At 41.4% G+C, this 20767-nt stretch carries 16 protein-coding genes; 15 read left to right on the top strand and 1 reads right to left on the bottom strand.

The window, feature by feature from the left end; translation table 11 throughout:
- The first annotated feature begins 16 nt into the window (after positions 1-16).
- The 14 genes from R2Q66_RS07095 (at position 17) to R2Q66_RS07030 (ending at position 16976) form a co-directional block, all read left to right on the top strand.
- Positions 17-973, top strand: coding sequence for a transporter (locus R2Q66_RS07095; protein ID WP_316747315.1), 957 nt, complete (start codon positions 17-19; stop codon positions 971-973).
- 333 nt (positions 974-1306) lie between these two features.
- On the top strand, positions 1307-1774 hold the full coding sequence (locus tag R2Q66_RS07090; RefSeq protein ID WP_316747314.1) for a GNAT family N-acetyltransferase: 468 nt from the start codon (positions 1307-1309) through the stop codon (positions 1772-1774).
- Positions 1775-1777: 3 nt separating this feature from the next.
- On the top strand, positions 1778-2248 hold the full coding sequence (locus R2Q66_RS07085) for a VOC family protein (protein ID WP_316747313.1): 471 nt from the start codon (positions 1778-1780) through the stop codon (positions 2246-2248).
- Positions 2249-2302: 54 nt separating this feature from the next.
- A complete protein-coding gene (locus tag R2Q66_RS07080) occupies positions 2303-4108 on the top strand; it encodes an alpha-L-fucosidase (RefSeq protein WP_316747312.1) in 1806 nt (601 codons plus the stop codon).
- Positions 4109-4537: 429 nt separating this feature from the next.
- Positions 4538-5695 carry a DNA polymerase IV gene (dinB, locus tag R2Q66_RS07075; protein WP_316747311.1) on the top strand — a complete coding sequence of 386 codons (1158 nt, stop codon included), beginning with the start codon at positions 4538-4540 and terminating at the stop codon, positions 5693-5695.
- Positions 5696-5698: 3 nt separating this feature from the next.
- The gene (gene dnaE / locus R2Q66_RS07070; RefSeq protein ID WP_316747310.1) at positions 5699-8641 is read left to right on the top strand and encodes a DNA polymerase III subunit alpha; all 2943 of its coding nucleotides are present in this window, start codon (positions 5699-5701) and stop codon (positions 8639-8641) included.
- Positions 8642-8680: 39 nt separating this feature from the next.
- Positions 8681-9259 carry a GDP-mannose pyrophosphatase NudK gene (gene nudK, locus R2Q66_RS07065; protein WP_316747309.1) on the top strand — a complete coding sequence of 193 codons (579 nt, stop codon included), beginning with the start codon at positions 8681-8683 and terminating at the stop codon, positions 9257-9259.
- Positions 9260-9366: 107 nt separating this feature from the next.
- Positions 9367-10143 carry an Fpg/Nei family DNA glycosylase gene (locus R2Q66_RS07060; RefSeq protein ID WP_316747308.1) on the top strand — a complete coding sequence of 259 codons (777 nt, stop codon included), beginning with the start codon at positions 9367-9369 and terminating at the stop codon, positions 10141-10143.
- Positions 10144-10166: 23 nt separating this feature from the next.
- Positions 10167-10760: an alpha-ketoglutarate-dependent dioxygenase AlkB gene (locus R2Q66_RS07055; protein ID WP_316747307.1), complete on the top strand. Its 594-nt coding sequence runs from the start codon at positions 10167-10169 to the stop codon at positions 10758-10760.
- A gap of 116 nt (positions 10761-10876) precedes the next feature.
- Complete coding sequence (locus tag R2Q66_RS07050) at positions 10877-11482, top strand: TetR/AcrR family transcriptional regulator (protein WP_316747306.1); 606 nt, start codon at positions 10877-10879, stop codon at positions 11480-11482.
- Between the two features lie 48 nt (positions 11483-11530).
- The gene (locus tag R2Q66_RS07045; protein WP_316747305.1) at positions 11531-11962 is read left to right on the top strand and encodes a DoxX family protein; all 432 of its coding nucleotides are present in this window, start codon (positions 11531-11533) and stop codon (positions 11960-11962) included.
- An 88-nt stretch (positions 11963-12050) separates the two neighbouring features.
- Complete coding sequence (locus R2Q66_RS07040; protein WP_316747304.1) at positions 12051-12644, top strand: hypothetical protein; 594 nt, start codon at positions 12051-12053, stop codon at positions 12642-12644.
- Positions 12645-12739: 95 nt separating this feature from the next.
- The gene (locus R2Q66_RS07035; RefSeq protein WP_316747303.1) at positions 12740-15178 is read left to right on the top strand and encodes a PIG-L family deacetylase; all 2439 of its coding nucleotides are present in this window, start codon (positions 12740-12742) and stop codon (positions 15176-15178) included.
- 88 nt (positions 15179-15266) lie between these two features.
- A complete protein-coding gene (locus tag R2Q66_RS07030) occupies positions 15267-16976 on the top strand; it encodes a sodium:solute symporter (protein WP_316747302.1) in 1710 nt (569 codons plus the stop codon).
- A 133-nt stretch (positions 16977-17109) separates the two neighbouring features.
- Here the strand turns inward: R2Q66_RS07030 and R2Q66_RS07025 are convergent, their stop codons facing one another.
- A complete protein-coding gene (locus R2Q66_RS07025) occupies positions 17110-17958 on the bottom strand; it encodes a DUF2911 domain-containing protein (protein WP_316747301.1) in 849 nt (282 codons plus the stop codon).
- Positions 17959-18082: 124 nt separating this feature from the next.
- On the opposite strand from R2Q66_RS07025, the gene R2Q66_RS07020 reads away from it, so the two are divergent.
- Complete coding sequence (locus R2Q66_RS07020) at positions 18083-20764, top strand: M1 family aminopeptidase (RefSeq protein WP_316747300.1); 2682 nt, start codon at positions 18083-18085, stop codon at positions 20762-20764.
- Positions 20765-20767 lie beyond the last annotated feature (3 nt).

Here is a 20767-nt window from a genome sequence, read left to right as displayed (position 1 = left end):
GATAAAAAATATAACTATGAAAAAATTATTTACTCTAATTTTAGTGGTGTTCTCCTATGTCTCCGCGTTTTCGCAAGGCCATTACAATGGCTCTTCGTTTAACCCGGGCGACTATTTTGCGCCACACGCAGGCTTTATCATACCCGTATGGTATGGCTTTGCCGATATGAACTATTACAATGCAGAGGGGAAACAGTCTGATCGTCTAATCAACCCGGCACCCGGAAATCCAACGACCCTGGATATTAAGCAGAATGTAAAAACCCACTCTTTTATCCTGATGGCTATTTATGGCGGTAAAGGGAAAATATTGGGCGCAAACTGGGGCATGATGGCCATTCCGATGTTGAACAGCCCAACAGCAAACATTGCCCTGGATTATTACTCTAGTCAGACCGGGGATGGAAGCTACGTTTTTAAGAATAAAACCGTAGGCTTTGGTGATATGTATGTGCAGCCGGTATGGTTGTCCTGGACTAAAGAGAAATTCAGTTATGCCTTTAATTATGGTTTCTGGGCACCTACAGGTAAGTTTAAACCACATGGATTAGATAATGGAGGTTTAGGATACTGGTCGCACAACATTAGAGGAGCGGTAAGGTACAAACCAAATAAAAAAGTTGGGCTAACGGCAGCAACTACTTTCGAAATTAACCAATGGCAAAAAGACATCGACTTTAAAGAAGGAAGTCACCTGACTATTGATTTAGGTGCTACTTATTTATTAGATACCAGAGGGGATGAAGTGGGCTTATTTGCAAACCATGCTACTCAAATCAGCGATGATAAAGGTACAAACGGTGGATTTGCATCCGATCGTATCTATGGTATCGGAGGTTTTGGCTCTTATTGGATCACCCCTAAAAAAATTGGTTTGATGGCCAGGGTAACTCAAAACTTTGGCGCTAAAAACAGATTCGCAGGTACTGCGATTCAGGCCGGTGTAAATATTCTGATCCCAACAGGTCACTAATATAGTTGAGCTTGCTCAAATTATAATTTTATAATAGCCCTGGCGGATGCTTAGGGGCTGATCTATTAGTCTTGTCTCGTTATGGCTTTGCTGTTTTTATCTGGTTGCCGGATTTAAACAGCAAAGCCTTTTTTTTGTCCATCCTAGTTGATTTTAGCAAAAAGGTGGTTGTTTCCTTTTGAAACTGATAAGGAAATAAATATTTCGTTCTGGTTTTATTATTATCTTAATTTGGATTGTTATGGGCAATTGCTATCTTCATAGCCTGCGCTTCTTCAGGAAAGGAACAGTTTTCTTTCTGAAGAATCTTCAAGAAGCTCTAAAATTAGAAATATGAACCAGATTGACATTCGTGAACATCAGGCTGCCGATAGGGAGCCTATTCTCAATTTGTTAAGATTAAATATACCAACCTTCTTTTCTCCTGAGGAAGAAGCTGATCTGGTAGATTATCTGGACAATTTTGCCGATAATTACTATGTAGTGGAAGTAGATGGCGAAATTCTGGGTTGCGGAGGTTTCAATCTGTCGGCAGATGGGGAAACCGGCAAACTCAGCTGGGACTTTTTTCACCCTGATAGCCAGGGGAAAGGGCTGGGGACTGCATTAACCCGATTTAGAATTCAGAAAATTAAAGAGCTGGAAGGGATAAAAACGATCTCGGTCCGGACCTCCCAACTGGCTTATAAATTCTATGAAAAATTCGGATTGGAGCTTCGGGAAGTCATCAAAGATTATTGGGATATAGGTTTTGATTTATACAGACTAGACAGAGAAATTGAATTTTTTAATTTAAAATAACAGATGAAGAAACTTTTTACGATGGTACTTATTTTTACATTAGCTAGTCATCCTTTTCAGGACAGTAAGGCGCAAAGCTCCACAAAGACGGGCCCTACACTATTAAATCACATTGCAGTGTATGTAACAGATCTGGAAAAATCTACAGATTTCTATAAAAACACCTTCGAATTTAACCAGATTCCGGAACCTTTTCATGATGGTAGACATACCTGGTTTAGCCTTGGGGCTGCGGGGCAACTTCATTTAATTAAAGGCGCAAAAGGCAAAGGAAATTTCGATAAAAACGAACACCTGTGCTTTAGCGTACCTTCTGTGGAGGGGTTTATTGAAAAACTAAAAACACAAAAGATTGCTTATGAGAACTGGGCTGGCGCAGCTCAAAGTATCACACTAAGAGTAGATGGCATCAAACAGATTTACTTTCAGGATCCCGATGGGCACTGGCTGGAAGTAAATGATGATTATAAATAAAAATCTTACACAAACACCAGGTTGGTAAGGAACCTACAAAACCAAACACACAAAATGAAAAAAGTAACTGTAATAGCTGCCCTGCTTTTAACCGTAGGGAGGCTATCTGCTCAGGTAGAATCTAAACCCTATGAAGGGGTGCCGGGTTGGGCAGAAACAAAAGATCAACGCATGAAGTGGTTCAATGATGCCCGCTTCGGTATGTTTATTCACTGGGGATTATATAGCGCTGCTGGGGGCTCCTGGAAGGGTAAACAATATCCGCAACACTATGCCGAGTGGATTGAGACCTGGGCAGGCGTGCCAAGCAAGGAATATGCCGCAGAACTGAAACCAAAGTTTACCGCTTCAAAATTTAATGCCGGAGATTGGGCCGCATTGGCAAAAGAAGCCGGTATGAAGTATATGGTGATCACTTCCAGACACCATGAAGGCTTTAGTATTTTTAATAGTAAGCAACCTTATTCCTTAAATAATGAAGTAACCGGTGGTACTAATATCTCGCCGAAAGGAAGAGATTTATATGGGGAAACCGTGGCTGCCTTTAAAAAAGCAGGGCTAAAAACCGGGGCTTATTATTCCCTGTTAGACTGGCAACATCCGGATTCTTACGATAAATTTGGACCTAATCCGCCGAAAGAAAATCCAAACTATGAGGTCTATAAAGATTACCTGTACGGACAGATTAAAGAGCTGGCCAATAACTACGGTAAAATGGATATCCTCTGGTTAGATTATAGTTCGAAAAACAGACAGGGAGAAACCTGGGGTACCAAACATATCCTGACCGACCTGATCAAATGGCAACCAGGAATCTTGGTGAATAACCGCTTCTGGGATGGATTGGAAAATAAAAACGGGGATATGGGAACACCTGAAAAGTATGTTCCGCCAACAGGATTACCAGGCATGAATTGGGAGGTGAGTCATACTACCAATGAGAGTTATGGCTATAGCGATCATGATAAAAACTGGAAATCATATGATAAAATGATGCGCCTGTTTATCGAAACGGTCAGTAAAGGAGGTAACTTTTTGCTGAATGTTGGCCCTGATGCTGAAGGGGTAATTCCTGCGCCGGCTGTGGCGATTTTAAAGGAAATCGGTACCTGGATGAAAGTTAACAATGAAGCGATTTATGGTACTACTGCCAGCCCTTTTCAGCCTTTAGATTGGGGGTATGCCACACAGAAACCGGGCAAACTTTACCTGGAAGTATTTGAGGTGCCACAGGGTGGTGCATTGGAAGTACCACTTTCTAATGAGGTTTCCAAAGCTTATATCTTAGGAGCTAAAGGGAAAAGTTTAGTTGTAAAGACTACCGCCAAAGGAAAAGTTGTGCAGTTGCCGGCAGATTTCTCCGGACCTAAGCCAATGGTTGTGGTTTTAGATATCAAAGGAGCAATAAAAGTATTAAACAACCGCGTGAGCTCACTCGCCGATGGGAGAATTGTATTGACTGCAAATCAGGCGAAACTGGTTGGAAACGCAGGTATAAAGCTGAAAGGCGCGTCAACACATGATCCAAACAGGCCAAATACCATTGCTTTCTGGAGTAATAAATCAGATGCGGTTTATTGGGATATGAAAGTTCAACGTCCTGGTCAATATAAAGTGATGATCAATTACTTTGCAAATGCGAATACCGGTGGAGAATTGAGTATTTCCCTGGAAAAAAACACCTTGAATTATGTGATTCCTGCCTCGGAAACCACTGGTTTCAAAACCGTAGAGGCAGGTGTGGTTGATATTTCTCAACAAGCGATCGGTGCTGAATCGTTAAGGTTAGCGCTAAAGCTTTTAAGTGTCAAGGGCCAGTCTATGGCAGAAATTAGCAGCATTACGCTAATCCCAATGTAAGCGATAGACCATTCTAAATGGAAAGGCTGGAAATCATATTAGATTTCCGGCCTTTTTTATTTGGAGCTGATTGTTTTTGGTGCAAGCGGGTTCTGAACTGGTTTTTAAAAGCCAGTTGATCAGCATAAGGATCAGGAGGATGATAATCAATGAACAACCGAACAACCAGAAATAGCTGTCCTCAGTTAAAATGGTCATTAGGTATAATCTAGTCATAGGATGATGGTTTTAACCAAAATACCAGCTTAATCTGATCTATAAAAAAAGAATTGACCAGCAGTCGGCAGCCTTCCATCAATGGTTGTTTTAAGCCGATGAAGTTCTTGTTGGTCATGGCTTGTTATAGGGTTTTATTACTAAAATATTTAGTAAAATTACAATTATGTTGAATATTTTAGCATAACTTTGTGGTTACCTAAAAAATATTTCATGACTTCAAATAAGCACATCATCCACATGGATCAGGATGCCTTTTTCGTGTCTGTAGAAGTTCGAAAAGACCCCGGTTTAATTGGAAAACCTGTTATTATTGGCGGAACCTCGGATCGGGGAGTGGTAGCTTCCTGTAGTTACGAAGCCAGAAAGTTTGGGGTACATGCCGCGATGAGTTCCCGGATGGCAAAAATGCTTTGCCCTCATGCGATATTTGTAAGGGGGAATATGGATGCTTATTCCGAAGCCTCTTTTGAAATTACCGAGATTTTAAGGTCACGTGTCCCTTTAATAGAAAAAGCAAGTATAGACGAACATTATATCGACATGACGGGAATGGACCGCTTTCATGGGACACTTCAATATGCCCATGAACTGCGCAAAACGGTGATTAAAGAAACCGGATTGCCCATTTCTTTTGGCTTATCGATTAATAAAACAGTCTCTAAAATGGCCACCAATGAATGTAAGCCAAATGGGGAACTAAATGTAAAACAGCTGGAAGTGCAGGATTTTCTGAACCCTTTATCCATTAGGAAAATCCCCGGACTCGGGGAAAAAACCTTTCTGAAGCTGAGTGATATGGGGATTAAAAAGATCCATACGCTGACGCAGATTCACCCCGATCAAATGAATAGTATTTTAGGGAAGAATGGGTTGTTGCTACTGCAAAAGGCAAAAGGAATTGATAATTCTCCGGTGATCCCTTATCAGGAGCAAAAGAGTATTGGGACACAATGTACCTTTAAAGCGGATACGATTGATGTGGATACCATCAATAACCTGATCACCTCGATGGTGATGGACCTGGCTTTCGATCTTCGCCAGAAGAAAAAGCTGACGGCCTGTATTACCGTCACCATTCGCTATGCGAATTTCGAAGATGTAACCAAACAAGCCACCATTTCTTATACCGCTTTAGATAGCGTGCTGATCCTGAAAGCAAAGGAATTGTTCCGTCAGGTATATCAGAAGCGGATGCTGCTGCGGTTGGTTGGGGTACGACTTTCCAATCTGGTTACCGGACATGAACAGATCGATTTATACAGCGAATCTCAGGAGCAATACAACCTGTATCAGGCATTAGACAAGATCAGGAACCGTTTTGGAGATAAATCCATCAAACTGGCTTCTACCTTAAACATAGATTTATAGGCCATGTATCTGAACGTACATTCTCAGTATAGCCTGCGTTATGGCACCATGTCTATTCCTAAATTGATGGAGGAGGCCCAGGCATTTGGTATCACCCAGATGGTACTCACAGACATCAACAATTCTACGGGCCTAATGGAATTTATGCGTGCCTGCGATGAAAAAGGGATTAAACCGATTGGAGGGATAGAATTCAGGAGGAATAAAAAGCTGCTTTATATCGGCATTGCCAAAAATAAAGAGGGGATGAAGGAGCTGAATGATTTTCTGACGGAGCATAACCTGGAGCAAAAAGCGCTACCGGATACGGCCCCGGAAATGCAGGACGCTTATCTGATTTACCCCTTTGGTTATGCGGAACCGTTAAAAACCAGAGAATACCTGGGCATTCATTTCGATGAACTTTCGCAGTTATACCAGCAGGATTTGTCGGCGATAAAAGATAAATTACTGGCCCTGCAACCGGTATTTGTTGCTGATAAATTAGGTTACCGCCTGCATGAATACCTCCGCGGAATAGACCTCAATGCTTTGCTAACCATGGTAGAGCCCGATGATAAATGTAGAAATACAGATATGTTTCTTGCTCCGGGGGAGTTGGAAAGTCGCTTTAATAAGTATGCTTTTATCCTCGATAATACCCGGAATCTGATGAATACCTGCGTGATGGATTACCCGAAAGGGCGGATTAACCTCAACAGGAGGACTTTTACCGGGAGAAAGGACGATGATAAGGCTTTGCTTTATAAGCTGGCCATGGAGGGCCTGGTATTCCGCTACGGTAAAAATAACCGGGCCGCACTGAATAAGGTAAAGGAAGAACTCAAAGTAATTGACGACCTCGATTTTTGTGCTTATTTCCTGATTACCTGGGACATTATCCGCTATTCTATGGCGAAAGGGTATTACCATGTAGGCCGTGGTTCCGGTGCCAATAGTACGGTGGCCTATTGTCTGCGGATTACCGATGTGGATCCGATTGAACTGGATCTTTATTTTGAACGATTCCTCAATGCGCAACGGAGCTCTCCTCCTGATTTTGACATTGATTATTCCTGGGATGAAAGGGAGGATGTGCAGGATTATATCTTTAAACGGTATGGGAAGGCGCATACGGCACTGCTGGGCACGATGTCTACCTTCAAAGACCGCAGTATCATCCGGGAAATCGGAAAGGTAATGGGGTTACCAAAAGCAGAGATTGATAGTTTTACCGACCGCACACAGATGGTCGCTAATCAGGATCATCCTACTTTTAAAAAGATTATGGCTGCTTATGCGATGATGGCAGATATGCCAAATCAGCGCTCTATTCATGCCGGAGGGGTGCTCATTTCGGAAGAACCTATTACCTATTATACGGCATTGGATTTACCGCCGAAAGGGATGCCTACGGTGCAGTGGGATATGTATGAGGCGGAAAAAATCGGTTTTGATAAGTATGATATTCTGAGTCAGCGGGGGATAGGTCACATTAAAGAGGCGGTTCGTTTGGTGGAAGAAAACCTGCAACGTAAAATCGATGTGCATCAGGTGAAAACCTTTATGGAAGATCCGAAGCTCAATGCGCGTTTACAAACTGGAAATACCATTGGCTGTTTTTATATAGAATCGCCCGCAATGCGGCAGTTGCTAAGTAAGCTGCGCTGCGAAAATTACCTGACCCTGGTGGCGGCAAGCTCCATCATCCGCCCTGGAGTGGCAAAATCGGGTATGATGAAAACATATATCCAGAGTTATCATGATCCTAAAAATGTGAAATATCTGCACCCTGTGATGGAGGAGACGCTTGGCGATACGTTTGGCGTGATGGTGTATCAGGAAGATGTGATTAAGGTTTGTATTCATTATGCCGGAATGGATGGGACGGATGCCGATATTCTGAGAAGAGGAATGAGTGGGAAATATCGCTCCAGAACGGAATTTGATAAGCTGGTAGAGAAGTTTATGGAGGGTTCTAAAGCGCTGGGGAGAGCCGAGGAGGTCACTAAAGAGGTCTGGCGACAGGTATCTTCTTTTGCCGGCTACAGTTTTTCTAAAGCGCATTCTGCAAGTTTTGCCGTAGAAAGTTATCAGAGTCTGTACTTAAAAACGTATTTCCCCAGAGAGTTTATGGTGGGCGTACTCAATAATTATGGCGGATTTTATTCTCGCTGGCTATATGTTCATGAACTGAAAAGGGCAGGCGCAGAAATTAATCTGCCTTGTGTAAATCATAGTTTAGAAGCGGTTTCGATCAAAGGAATTGCGGCATATCTTGGTTTTATCGGTATTCAGGGGCTCGAAAATAAGTTCATCGCATTAATCCCCGAAGAGAGAAAACGGAACGGGGATTATACCGGAATGGAAGATTTACTGAAACGCACCGGCATAGGGCTCGAACAAGCCGTTATTCTGATCCGCGTAGGCGCTTTGCGCTTTACTGCTAAGAGTAAAAAAGTATTGCTTTGGGAGTTGCATCTGCTTTTAGGAGGTAAGACGAAACAAGTGCAGCGCGCAGAGTTGTTTGAGGTAGCCGCGAAACATTATGAACTTCCTGAGCTGCTGAACACCCGCCTGGAAGATGCCTACCATGAGTTGGAATTATTGGGCTTTCCAGTCAGCCTGTCGATGTTTGATCTGTTGCAGACTTCTTATCGTGGGGATCTTTGTACTGCAGACTTAACCCGGCATCTGGGGGAAACAGTGAAAATGGTGGGACAGTATGTCTGTGAGAAGACGGTTTACATGAAAAACAATAAAAAGATGTGGTTCGGAACTTTTCTGGATACCGCAGGAAATTTCTTTGATACCACTCATTTTCCGACAAGTACCCCTGTTTATCCCTTTAGAGGCACAGGTTGTTATTTGATTCTGGGGAAGGTGGTTTCGGATTTTGGTTACCCCAGTATAGAAGTACTGAAATTTGCAAAATTACCCATTCTTGGCAATCCGGTGATGGCCTGAAAGATGTAGATTTGGGCTTACCCTAATTACAATTTAGCGATGATTAATGATGTGAAAATCCTGGAAACAGAAGTGCTTTCCAACAATTGGTATACCCTGCGAAAAATAACTTATGAGTACCTGAAAAAAGATGGCAGCAAACAGGTACAAAGCAGAGAAGCTTACGACAGGGGTAATGGTGCTGTAATTCTGCTTTACAATCAGGAACTGCGTAAGGTGATCCTGACCAGACAATTTCGCCTCCCTACTTTTTTAAATGGTAATGAATCCGGAATGCTAATCGAAGCTTGTGCTGGTTTACTGGATACAGATAACCCGGAAGATTGTATCAAAAGAGAAACAGAAGAAGAAACCGGTTACCAGATTACAGAGGTGAAAAAGGTTTTTGAAGCATATATGTCACCTGGTTCTGTGACAGAAATCCTATACTTCTTTGTGGCAGAGTATAATCAGTCGATGAAAGTGAATGAAGGTGGTGGACTAGAGCATGAAGAAGAAAATATTGAGGTATTGGAAATGGGTATAGAAGAAGCCATGAAAATGATGGAAAGCGGAGAGATTAAAGACGCAAAAACTATTATGCTATTGCAATATGTGAGACTGCACAAATTATTGTAAAGGCGTTTTTAAGGTTAAGAGACAGTAAACAGGAGTAAAGGCAAACTATCAGCAGTTTTAATTGTTTTACTCCCAATAAATGTAATTTCATTTTTGAACTCTTTATTATGCCAGAATTACCAGATTTAGAAGTATTTAGTGCCAACCTTAATGAAACCTTTGCCGGTAAAAAATTAAGTACACTGCAAGTACCTAATGATAAAAAACTGAATGTTACTGCGGAAGAGCTGCGGAATGTGTTATCCGGACAAGTGTTAAAATCGGTGACCCGCTCGGGAAAAGAACTTCATTTTAATTTTGAAAAGGATGTGCTGGGCCTGCACCTCATGTTGCGTGGACAATTGCATTTCTTTGAAGAAATTCACGCGATTAAATACCCTGTTATAGAACTCTATTTTGAGGGAGATATAGGCCTGGTGATGTCAGATCCACAAAAGATCGCCGCAGCAACATTAAACCCGGGAGCCGTAGCAGCGCCAGATGCTTTAGATAAAAGCGTAACTGTGGCATTTTTAAGCGAACATTTAAAGGGTAAAAAGGCAGCAATCAAAGGGATTCTCCTCGATCAGCATCAGATTCGTGGAATAGGAAATGCGTATGCCGATGAGATCTTATGGAAGGCAGGGATTTCTCCTTTTTCTATCGCCGGAAAGATTCCTGAAGAAAAGATTAAGGATTTGCATGATGCGATAAAAGAGGTGCTGACCGATGCGGTAAAAGAAATCAGAAAGGCCCATCCAGGTAGTATCACCGGGGAATTCAGGGATTTTCTAAAAGTACATACCCAGCAAAAAGAGAAAAGTCCTGGTGGTGCAACGATTCTCATTGAAAAAAAAGGAGCTAGAAAAACCTATTATACCGAAGAGCAGCAGCTTTTCAATTAATTATCATTTTGATAACAAACTTGATGTACGGAGACCATGTTAACCTGCTTCCCATTCCCGGAGAAGCATTGTTCCTTCCCGGTTTTTTTACGGAAGAAGAAAGTAATGACTTTTTTGAACAACTGACTGTCGGTATAGCCTGGAAACAGGAGCCTATTCAGATTTTTGGTAAAACTGTTTTGCAACCCAGATTTACTGCTTTTTATGGAGACCCGGATCTGAGCTACAGTTATTCCGGAATCACCATGACTGCTTTACCCTGGACGGATGCCTTAATGGCGGTTAAAAACCGGATTGAAGCGCATTATCAGGTGAAATTTAATGTGTGTTTGCTCAATCATTACCGGGATGGCAGCGATAGTATGGGTTGGCACAGAGACAATGAAAAGAGTCTGGGGAAATACCCTTTCATAGCTTCAGTGAGTTTTGGTGCTCATAGGATTTTTCAATTCAGAAGATACAAAGAGAAACTCCCGATCATTTCTATAGACCTGAGCCATGGAAGCGTACTCATCATGAAAGGGGAAACGCAACATTATTGGGAACATCGTTTGCCAAAAACCATTAAGGTGACCGAACCGAGGATAAATTTAACATTCAGGCTGATCTTAGTTTAAGTAACCAGCGCTTTAAGCTATTATTTGTTGTAATTAAGTCAGAATAGCGCAAAGAGTTTTGTAAATATAATTTACCCATTACTTTTGTTAACGGTGTTAACAAAAGTATAGATGATATGGGAATTGCAGAGCGTAAAATAAGACAGAAGGAAGAATTCAGAGCAAGTATTCTGGAAGCAGCATGGCAACAAGTCATTTCTGATGGTTGGCAGTCTTTATCGATCCGCAAGATTGCGGATGCGATTGAGTACAGCATTCCGGTCATTTATAACCACTTCGAAAATAAAGAGGCCATTCTCTTAGAGTTCACCAAAGAAGGTTTTCAGAAACTGGCAGATACATTGCAATTGGTTAAAGACCAATATACGGTTCCTGCAGAGCAGCTGGAAGCCATGGCACATGCTTACTGGGACTTCGCATTTGACCATAAAGAATATTATCAATTGATGTTTGGTCTGGGAATTCCAGCTTGTGATCGTGTAAACGAAATCGAAGAGCTGAAATATGCCACCAGCATCATGATTTCTACCATTAAAGCAGCAATCGAAGAGAGCAACCATCCTGAAACTGATTATTTCTTAAAATACCATACTTACCTGTCCATCCTTCATGGTTTAGTTTCTATTCAAATGATTCAAAAGGAAGGAAAACCTGATGCTTCGAAGAAAATGATCCTTCAGGATGCAATTTCTGGCTTCATCATCTCCATAAACAGGAAGTAATTGTTAATTTTAATCCATATTTAACCTGTACAAACACCAGCTATAGCAATGAAAAAACTATTCAACACTAATTTTAATCAGGAAGGAATGCACTTTATGTTGCTGGTACTTCGTGTGAGCATCGCAGCACTGATGATCGTTCATGGTTATCCAAAACTACAATACTTAACTTCCGGAGAGCCTATTCAGTTTATGGATCTTTTTGGAATTGGAACAACCGCTTCCTTAGCATTGGCTGTTTTTGCAGAGTTTTTCTGTTCTATCTTTCTCCTATTTGGACTGGGAACCAGATTCGCCCTACTTCCTTTGATCGTGACGATGTTGATTGCCATATTTATGGTGCATGCAGTAGATCCTTTCGATAAAAAAGAATTGGCTTGTCATTATTTACTGGTTTATGTCTTTCTTTTGGTTTCTGGAGCAGGAAAGTATAGCCTGGATCGTTTGATTAGTCGTAACCTGACTAAGAGAAGACGTTAAGGGCATTATTTTTGTATCAAGGCTCCGTATATCAATCGGCAGAATAATCCGTTATAGTCAGATCACACAGATAGAAAAAGAATATACCATGAAAAAGATCCTTATCCTTTGCCTAACGGCGATTATTATCCAAAGCTGTAGTGTCAGCAAACAGCAAATAAAGGCATTGGAGAAATGCACTTATAAAGTAGTTTCTGCTGATCAGATCTCCCTTGGAGGTACGGATGTGAAGCGACTGATGAATGGCCAGGACCTTAATTTAGGTAGTTTGCCGGGTTTAGCACTTGGATTACTAAGAAAGGATGTTCCTTTAAAAGCACGATTAAATCTTGAAATCAGCAACCCTACGTCCAATACTGCGGCGATTAATGAATTTGAATACAAAATCTTAATTAACAAAGCAGAAATAGCTTCCGGTTTTGTCAATCAGGAAGTAAGGGTAGAAGGTGGTAAATCGACGATTGTACCGGTAGACATGGTGGCGAACATTTATCCTTTTGTAACGAATAGCAAAGTGATGGGTGAGATTACCGAATTTATTAAAGGAAATAAAAACGGTGGGGAGAAAAAGGGAATACTTACTTTAAAGATCAGACCGAGTTTTAAAGTTGCCGGTCAACTGGTTAAGTATCCTGGTTTTATCACCATCGATAAAGAGGTGAGTAGCAAAATCTTGCTATAAGATCCCTTTTCTTTTACAACGTTGTTACAAATATTGACGAAATTAAGTTTCAGATTGGGGATGTTTTATTTACATTCGGATATTAAGATCTGTTTATGAACCTTCGTCAATATTTGTTTTTAATACCATTTGTTCTTCCATTTTATTTAAAAGCTCAATCTGCTCCGCAGCTCAATGCTGCAGAAATTAAGCAAGGTCTGGAAGGACTAAATGTGACTGGTAGTGTTTTATACATTGCAGCACATCCGGATGATGAAAATACACGCTTACTGGCTTATCTGGCAAAAGAAAAGAAAGTGAGAACCGGATATCTTTCTTTAACCAGAGGAGATGGCGGACAAAACCTGATTGGTAATGAACAGGGCGAGCTTCTTGGCCTGATTCGTACACAGGAACTGCTGGCCGCCAGAAGAATGGATGGTGCAGAACAGTTCTTTACCAGAGCCAATGATTTTGGCTTCTCTAAAACCCCGGAAGAAAGTTTCAAGATCTGGGATAAAACAAAAATTCTTGCTGATGTAGTCTGGGTGATCCGAAAGTTTCAACCTGATGTGATCATTACCCGGTTTCCGGAAGATGGACGTGCCGGACATGGGCATCATTCTGGCTCCGCAATCCTTGCCAGGGAGGCATTTGTGGCTGCTGCAGATCCGAAACAATTTCCAGAACAACTGGCTTTTGTGAAACCATGGAAAGCCAAAAGGATTGTTTGGAATACCTATAATTTTGGCGGACTGAACACCACGGCCGAAGATCAATTGAAAATAGACGTCGGTTTATATAACGCGCTATTGGGTAAAAGTTATGGCGAAATTGCTGCGGATAGCAGGTCTAACCATAAAAGTCAGGGCTTTGGCTCCGCTAAACAACGCGGTGCTTCCTTAGAATATTTTACTGCTGTTGCCGGTGAACCTGCAAAATCTGACCTGTTCGAAGGATTGGATTTTACACTCAACAGAACCCCTGGAACTAAAGAAATTCAAAAATTACTTGCTGCCATTAACAGCGGCTACCAGGTCTCCAATCCAGCAGCTTCCGTTCCGGATCTGTTGAAATTAAGACAAATGGTGAAGGACAAAGATTTTAAGCATGATTTACTGGATCAGCTGATTCTTGCCTGCTCCGGAATATGGCTGGAAGTAGCCGCACAGAGCCCTTCGTATGCAATTAATGATTCTATTCCGGTTAAAATTCAGGCCATTGCCAGAGCTGGAAATGATTTCCCTTATCCCATTTTAGTAGAAGAAGAAAGTACCGGAACCAGTGTTTCCTTATTGCCAAATCAAATGGTCATGTTGGATCGTAAGGTATTTGGCTCTGATTCCCGGATTACACAGCCCTACTGGCTGGAAAAGAAACATGACTCGGGAAGTTATACGGTAGAAGATTTATCCTTAATCGGACTTCCGGAAAATCCAGCATTAGTAAATGGGGTGTTTCATATTAAAATCGGTGATCAGGTGATCGTGAGAAAGATTCCTATCGTTTATAAATCCACAGATCCGGTAAGGGGAGAGGTATATCAACCTTTGGTGATAGCTCCTCCGGTTACCGCAACTTTCCAGGAAAATGCTTTTCTTTTCAATGGTAAGGAAAGTAAAACGATTACGGTGGCCCTGAAAAGTTTTCGGGACGAGGTTTCTGGAACATTGACAGCAGATTTACCATCAGGATGGCTGATGAGTCCGCAGCAACTGGATTTTAAACTCAGTAAAAAGGGATCTCAGGAAATACTGACTTTCAAATTGAGTCCGGGCGCTAATGCGAAACCAGGTGATATGGTTTTGAATGTCAATGTAAACGGTAAAACTTTTCATCAGGGCTTGCGGGTTCTGAATTATGACCATATTCCTGTGCAGACTTTATTTCCACTGGCTTCAGCAAAGGTTGACCAGTCAGATTTTAAGTTTGCCGGTAAAAAAATCGCTTACATTCCAGGTGCTGGTGATCTGATCCCGGAATCATTAAAACAGATTGGCTTTGAGGTCACATCGCTTTCGGAACAACAGGTTTTAAATATGGACCTTTCTGGCTTTGATGCCATTGTAACCGGTGTTCGTTTGTATAATATCAGCAACCAGATCACTGCGATGCAGCCTAAGCTGATGAAGTATGTAGAAAATGGTGGTGTTTTGTTATTGCAATACAACGTAAATGCACCTTTAAAACTGACCAATATCGGGCCTTATCCTTTCCGTTTAGCAAATGAGCGGGTAACAGAGGAGGATGCTGCGGTTCAGTTGCTGGCACCAAATCATCCGGCATTAAACTATCCGAATAAGATCAGTCAGAAAGATTTTGAAGGCTGGGTGCAGGAAAGAGGGTTGTACTTTGCGGTAGATGTTGACCCAAAATATACGCCTATACTAGGGATGCATGATACTGGCGATACAGAGAAAAAGGGTTCCCTGTTGGTGGCAGACTATGGTAAGGGGAAATTTGTTTACACTTCCTTATCGTTTTTCAGGCAATTGCCTGCGGGTGTAACCGGGGCATACCGACTATTTATAAACTTGCTTTCAAACAAAAAATAATGGATAACTACCGGGTATTTTATAGGTTCCTCATCGGCTGGCTCATCTTTTTAATCTTAATATTTTATGCGTTTACTAAATATTTCCAATGAGTAAAGTAGATTGGGCCGTATTAATTGTTACCCTGGTTGTGATTGTGGTCTATGGCATTTACAAAAGCCGGGGGACAAAAAATATTGATGGATACTTGTTGGGCAACCAGAGTTTACCCTGGTACCAGGTTTGTCTTTCTGTAATGGCCACGCAAGCCAGTGCCATTACCTTTTTATCGGCTCCGGGACTGGCCTATTCCTCTGGAATGAGCTTCGTACAGTTTTATTTTGGACTGCCATTGGCGATGATTGTCTTGTGTATCACCTTTGTGCCAATTTACCACAGGTTAAAGGTTTATACCGCCTATGAGTATCTGGAACAGCGATTTGACTTAAATACCAGGGCCTTGACTGCCTTTTTATTCCTGATTCAGCGGGGTTTATCTACTGGAATTACCATTTATGCACCATCAATTATTCTTTCCACCATTTTGGATATCAATACCACCTATACTACTTTATTTATCGGGAGTCTGGTGGTGTTTTATACGGTTTATGGAGGTACAAAGGCCGTATCTTATACTCAGATGTTACAAATGAGCATTATCTTTTGTGGGCTATTTGCCGCAGGAATCATGGTGGTTCATTTACTACCAGGAGATATTGGTTTTGGGAAAGCCCTCAGCATTGCCGGGAAAATGGGAAGAACCAATGCCATTGATTTTACGTTCGACTTTAACAATCCTTATACGGTTTGGTCCGGTTTGATTGGCGGATTCTTTTTGCAGCTTTCCTATTTTGGAACGGATCAGAGTCAGGTGGGACGGTATTTATCAGGAGCATCTGTTAACCAAAGTCGCCTTGGCTTGTTGATGAATGGTCTTGTGAAAATCCCGATGCAGTTTCTGATTCTTTTAATCGGTGTGCTTGTGTTTACTTTTTACCAGTACAACAGGCCACCTATTTTCTTTAACAGCTTTGAATTGAATAAGCTTGAGAACAGTAAATATGTACCGGAGCTGAACAAGTTGAAAGCTGACTATGATCAGGCATTTGTAGAGAAACAAAAAGTGGTGGATCAGATGAACCAGGCTTTAGATCAGGATAATAAAGCGAAAATAGACCTTTACAGGGCTGAATTACAGCGTGCGGATGAAAAAGGGAAGTCGATCAGGAAGGAAGTAACGACCTTAATGACTAAGAATGACGCAAAGGCAGATGTGAATGATAACAATTATATTTTCCTGAGTTTTGTGACGAAGTACCTGCCGAAGGGCTTGATTGGGTTGCTGATCGCCATCATATTTTTAGCTTCTATGGGATCTACAGCAAGTGCATTAAATTCTTTAGCCTCCACAACAGTGATAGATATCTATAAACGCCTGATTCGTAAAGATGGATCAGATCATGAATATTTGCAGGCTTCCAGATGGGCAACAGTGTTCTGGGGCGTGATTTGTATCATTATGGCCCTGTATGCAAGTAAAATCGGGAATTTACTGGAAGCAGTTAATATCCTGGGTTCTTACATTTATGGAACTATTTTAGGGGTGTTCCTGGTGGCTTTTTACATCAAACATGTCAATGGAAAAGCCGTATTTCTCGCTGCAGTGATGGCTGAAACGGCGGTGGTATTTATTGGGCAACAAAAATGGGTAGCTTATTTGTGGCTCAATGTGATTGGCTGTATGCTGGTTGTGGTTTTGGCCATTATCATTCAGCAGTTTATTAAGGATAAAAAACTACCGGAGAAAGTAGCCCTGTAACGGCATAGGAATAAAACAGGTACAAATAGAAACAGGCTGATCATAAATTGATGATCAGCCTGTTTCTATTTAAAAAGCTTTTCCATTAAGGTGCAAAAGTTCTTTTATTTAGTCTGTTCTGACGAACCGATTATTATTTTTTTGCTTCCGCAAGCAATGCGCTGTTTAGTCTTACATATTCATCAACTTTTGCTTCAGTAGCTAGTTTGATTCCTGCTTCAGCAGAGGCGATTGCTCCGGCTTTATCGCCCATTTTCAATTGAATACGGCCTTTCCATAACCTTACCCATGGTGCTTTTGGATCTGCAGCTTCCGCAGCATTAACCCATTCTAATGCTTTTTTCAGGTCTTTTCCATTTTCGAAGTAGTATTGTGCTGCTGCGAAATAAGGTTTTTTATCACCTTTCATGGCTTCTTCAATGCTGGCCATTACCTGAGCATCCACTTCTGTGGTCAGGTCGATGTTTAATCCTGTGTTTTCCCATGACAATTGCAATTGAGCGGTAGTAGGGTATACATTAGCAAATTGGATGGTAAAGGTTTCTACTTTCTCTTTTAGTTTAACAGGTTTCACTTTGATGCGCAGTACATCTTCCGTTTCCTTGTATTCATAAGCACCCCATTGTTTCGAGTCTTTATTGAAAATCACGGTCCATTCAGTTTTACCAGGAATGGTAAATAAGCCGTAAGTACCTGCCGGAAGATCTACTCCACCAACTTTTACCGGATCGCTAAAGGTAATTGAGGTTGCTGAATTTGCTCCTGTACGCCAAACTTTGTCGAATGGTTCCATTTCGCCAAAAACTTTACGTCCTTTTAGGTTTGGACGGGAATAAGAAACGCTGACTTTACCCAATCCAAAACTCTGCGTGATGGTTTGAGCAGAACTCGCTTGTGGTATTTTTATACCTTGAGCCTGAAGTTCTGTGTTTAATGAAACCGCAAGGGCGAGGATCATCAGGGTCTTTAATGTTGTCTTCATTTGATTAAGTTTTTTGTTTCTAATTTACACTAAAGAATGATTATTTTCTATTAATTAAGTATCAGTCAGGAGCGCGGAGGAAATTATGACGAAGAAATTAGAGAATCATTCCTAAATTAGCCAAATGCTTAATGTACGTTACCTTTTTCCTGTAGTTGCTTCCGTTTTTCTATCTTGTACCAGTCTAAAATCAGTTCCTGATCCAGGGCTGGAGACCGGGGTTTCCCGCAGTCTGGCCAATTATAGAAAGGCAAATATTTCGGATGTTCATTACCAGATGGAATTGGATATTCCCGCAGAAAAAGGTAAACGAATCGGAGCAAAAGCAGCGATATCTTTCCAGCTTAAATCTACAAAATATCCTTTGCAGCTTGATTTTAAAGAAGATCAAAGCCGCATTCAGAGACTTTCGGTTAATGGCGTACCAGTTCAAATACAGCTGGAAAAGGAACATTTACTGATCAATCAGCAATATTTGAAATCAGGGAAGAATGTGGTTAAACTGGAGTTTCAGGCCGGTGATGGCGCACTGAATCGCAATGCCGATTATTTATATACCCTGTTTGTTCCGGATCGTGCAAGAACGGTTTTTCCTTGTTTTGATCAACCGGATATGAAAGCAGTTTATACGCTGACTTTAAAAGTTCCTCAGGACTGGAAGGCCATTGCAAACGCAGAATTGAGTGATTCCAGCCTGACAAATACCCGTAAAACTTATCGCTTTAAAACCTCGGATACCATTAGCACTTATCTTTTTTCTTTTGCAGCAGGGAAGTTTGATAAGATGAACGCGCAGATGGATCATTTAAATGCAAATTTCCTTTACCGTGAGACAGATACGGCGAAGCTAAATCATAGCTTGAATGAAATATTTAAAATTCATGGTAATTCCTTAAAGTTCCTGGAGAACTGGACTGGAATCCCTTACCCATTTCAGAAATTTGATTTCGTTTCGATTCCTGATTTCCAGTTCGGCGGAATGGAGCATGTAGGTGCGATTCAGTATAAAGAATCTTCCTTGTTTTTAGATGGTGGGGCTACAAAAGATCAGTTGAACTCCAGAAGTAATCTGATTGCCCATGAAACTGCACATATCTGGTTCGGAGATCTCGTTACGATGAATTGGTTTACTGATGTCTGGATGAAAGAGGTATTTGCCAATTTTATGGCGGATAAAAGTACAGAGGGAATAACCGGTAAGGCCGACTTTGATTTGAAGTTCCTCGTAGATCATTTCCCTGCAGCTTATGGCGTTGACCGTAGTATTGGAGCCAACCCAATTCGTCAGGATCTGGATAATTTAAAAGATGCCGGAACACTTTACGGTAATATTATTTATCATAAAGCACCAATCATGATGCGCCAGCTGGAACGCATGATGGGAAAAGAGCAGTTTCAACAAGGCGTTCGGGAATACCTTAAGAAGTTTGCCAATGGTAACGCTTCCTGGCCTGATTTAATTGCTATCCTGGATAAATATGCAGCGGCAGATTTACAACAATGGAATAAAGTATGGGTAAATGATAGCGGTAGACCGGTGATAGATTACCAGCTGGAAAAAAAGGATGGAAAAATTACTGGTTTTAGCATTCAGCAAAAACCGGAATATAGCAAGAAGACAGGAACGGAAAAAGGAGCCGGAAACAACAAAATCTGGCCTCAGCTTTTTGAAGTTAGTTTGTACTACCCGGGAAGTGTTAAAGAATTGACGGTAAATCTGAATGCAAAAGATGTGGAAGTAAAGGAAGCCATCGGAATGGATGCCCCATTGTTTGTTCAATTTAATTCTTCAGGACAAGGTTATGGCGTCTGGCCTGTAGATACTGCAATGTTTTCCGCATTTGATCAAATGGAGCAGCCATTGAATCGTGCTTCGGCCTATATCTCTCTTTATGAAAATATGTTGAATGGCAGGTCGGTCAAGCCAACCGCATTGCTGGATTTCCTAATGAGCAGACTAGGTCAGGAAAAGGAAGAACTTAACCTGAAACTGATGACTGGTTACATCAGCACTATTTTCTGGGAGTTTAGCAACAGCGAGGAAAGGTTAGCCATCCATAGCAAGCTGGAAAGTTTATTATGGAACGCCATGCTCAACCAGCCACTTGCCAACCATAAGAAAATGCTTTTCAAAGCTTATCAGGATGTTTTCTTATCAAAGACAGCAACTGATCAGTTAGTCCTGATCTGGAAGAGTCAACAAGCGCCAAAAGGCTTAATACTATCAGAAGACGATTATACCGCACTTACTTTTGCTTTGGCATTAAGAATAGATGATAATTCCAGTCTGCTTCAATCACAATTAGCAAGAATTAAGAATACAGACCGCAGGAAACGTTTTGAATTCATTAAGCAAGCGGTTTCTTCTGAGCTTGCTGATCGTAATGCTTTTTTCAAAAGTCTGGAATTAAAAGCCAACAGGGAAAAAGAAGCCAACGTTGGTGTTGCTTTGTATTACCTGCATCATCCACTCAGACAAGCTACTTCTGTTGCGTACCTGCCTAAGAGCCTGGATATGCTTGCTGAAATCCAAACTACCGGTGATATCTTTTTCCCTCAAAGCTGGTTGCAGTCCACGTTTAGCTATTACCAAAGTGAGGAGGCAACCAAAATAGTTACTGACTTTTTAAACGCACACCCGGATTATAATCCTAAACTTAAAGCGAAAATACTTCAGGCTACAGATTATCTGTTCCGGGCATCGCGCTTAAGAAATGGCAGCGAAACTCAGGAAAATAGTATAAACGACCCTACGAAATGGCATATGCCAGTAAGGAGCCAGTATAAAAACCCTAAGAAACGATGAGAA

Origin of the sequence: Pedobacter gandavensis (genome assembly GCF_032677645.1) — a bacterium.
Classification (GTDB): domain Bacteria; phylum Bacteroidota; class Bacteroidia; order Sphingobacteriales; family Sphingobacteriaceae; genus Pedobacter; species Pedobacter gandavensis_A.
Note: the sequence above shows the minus strand (reverse complement) of the source record. Positions and strands in the feature narration are given on the sequence as shown.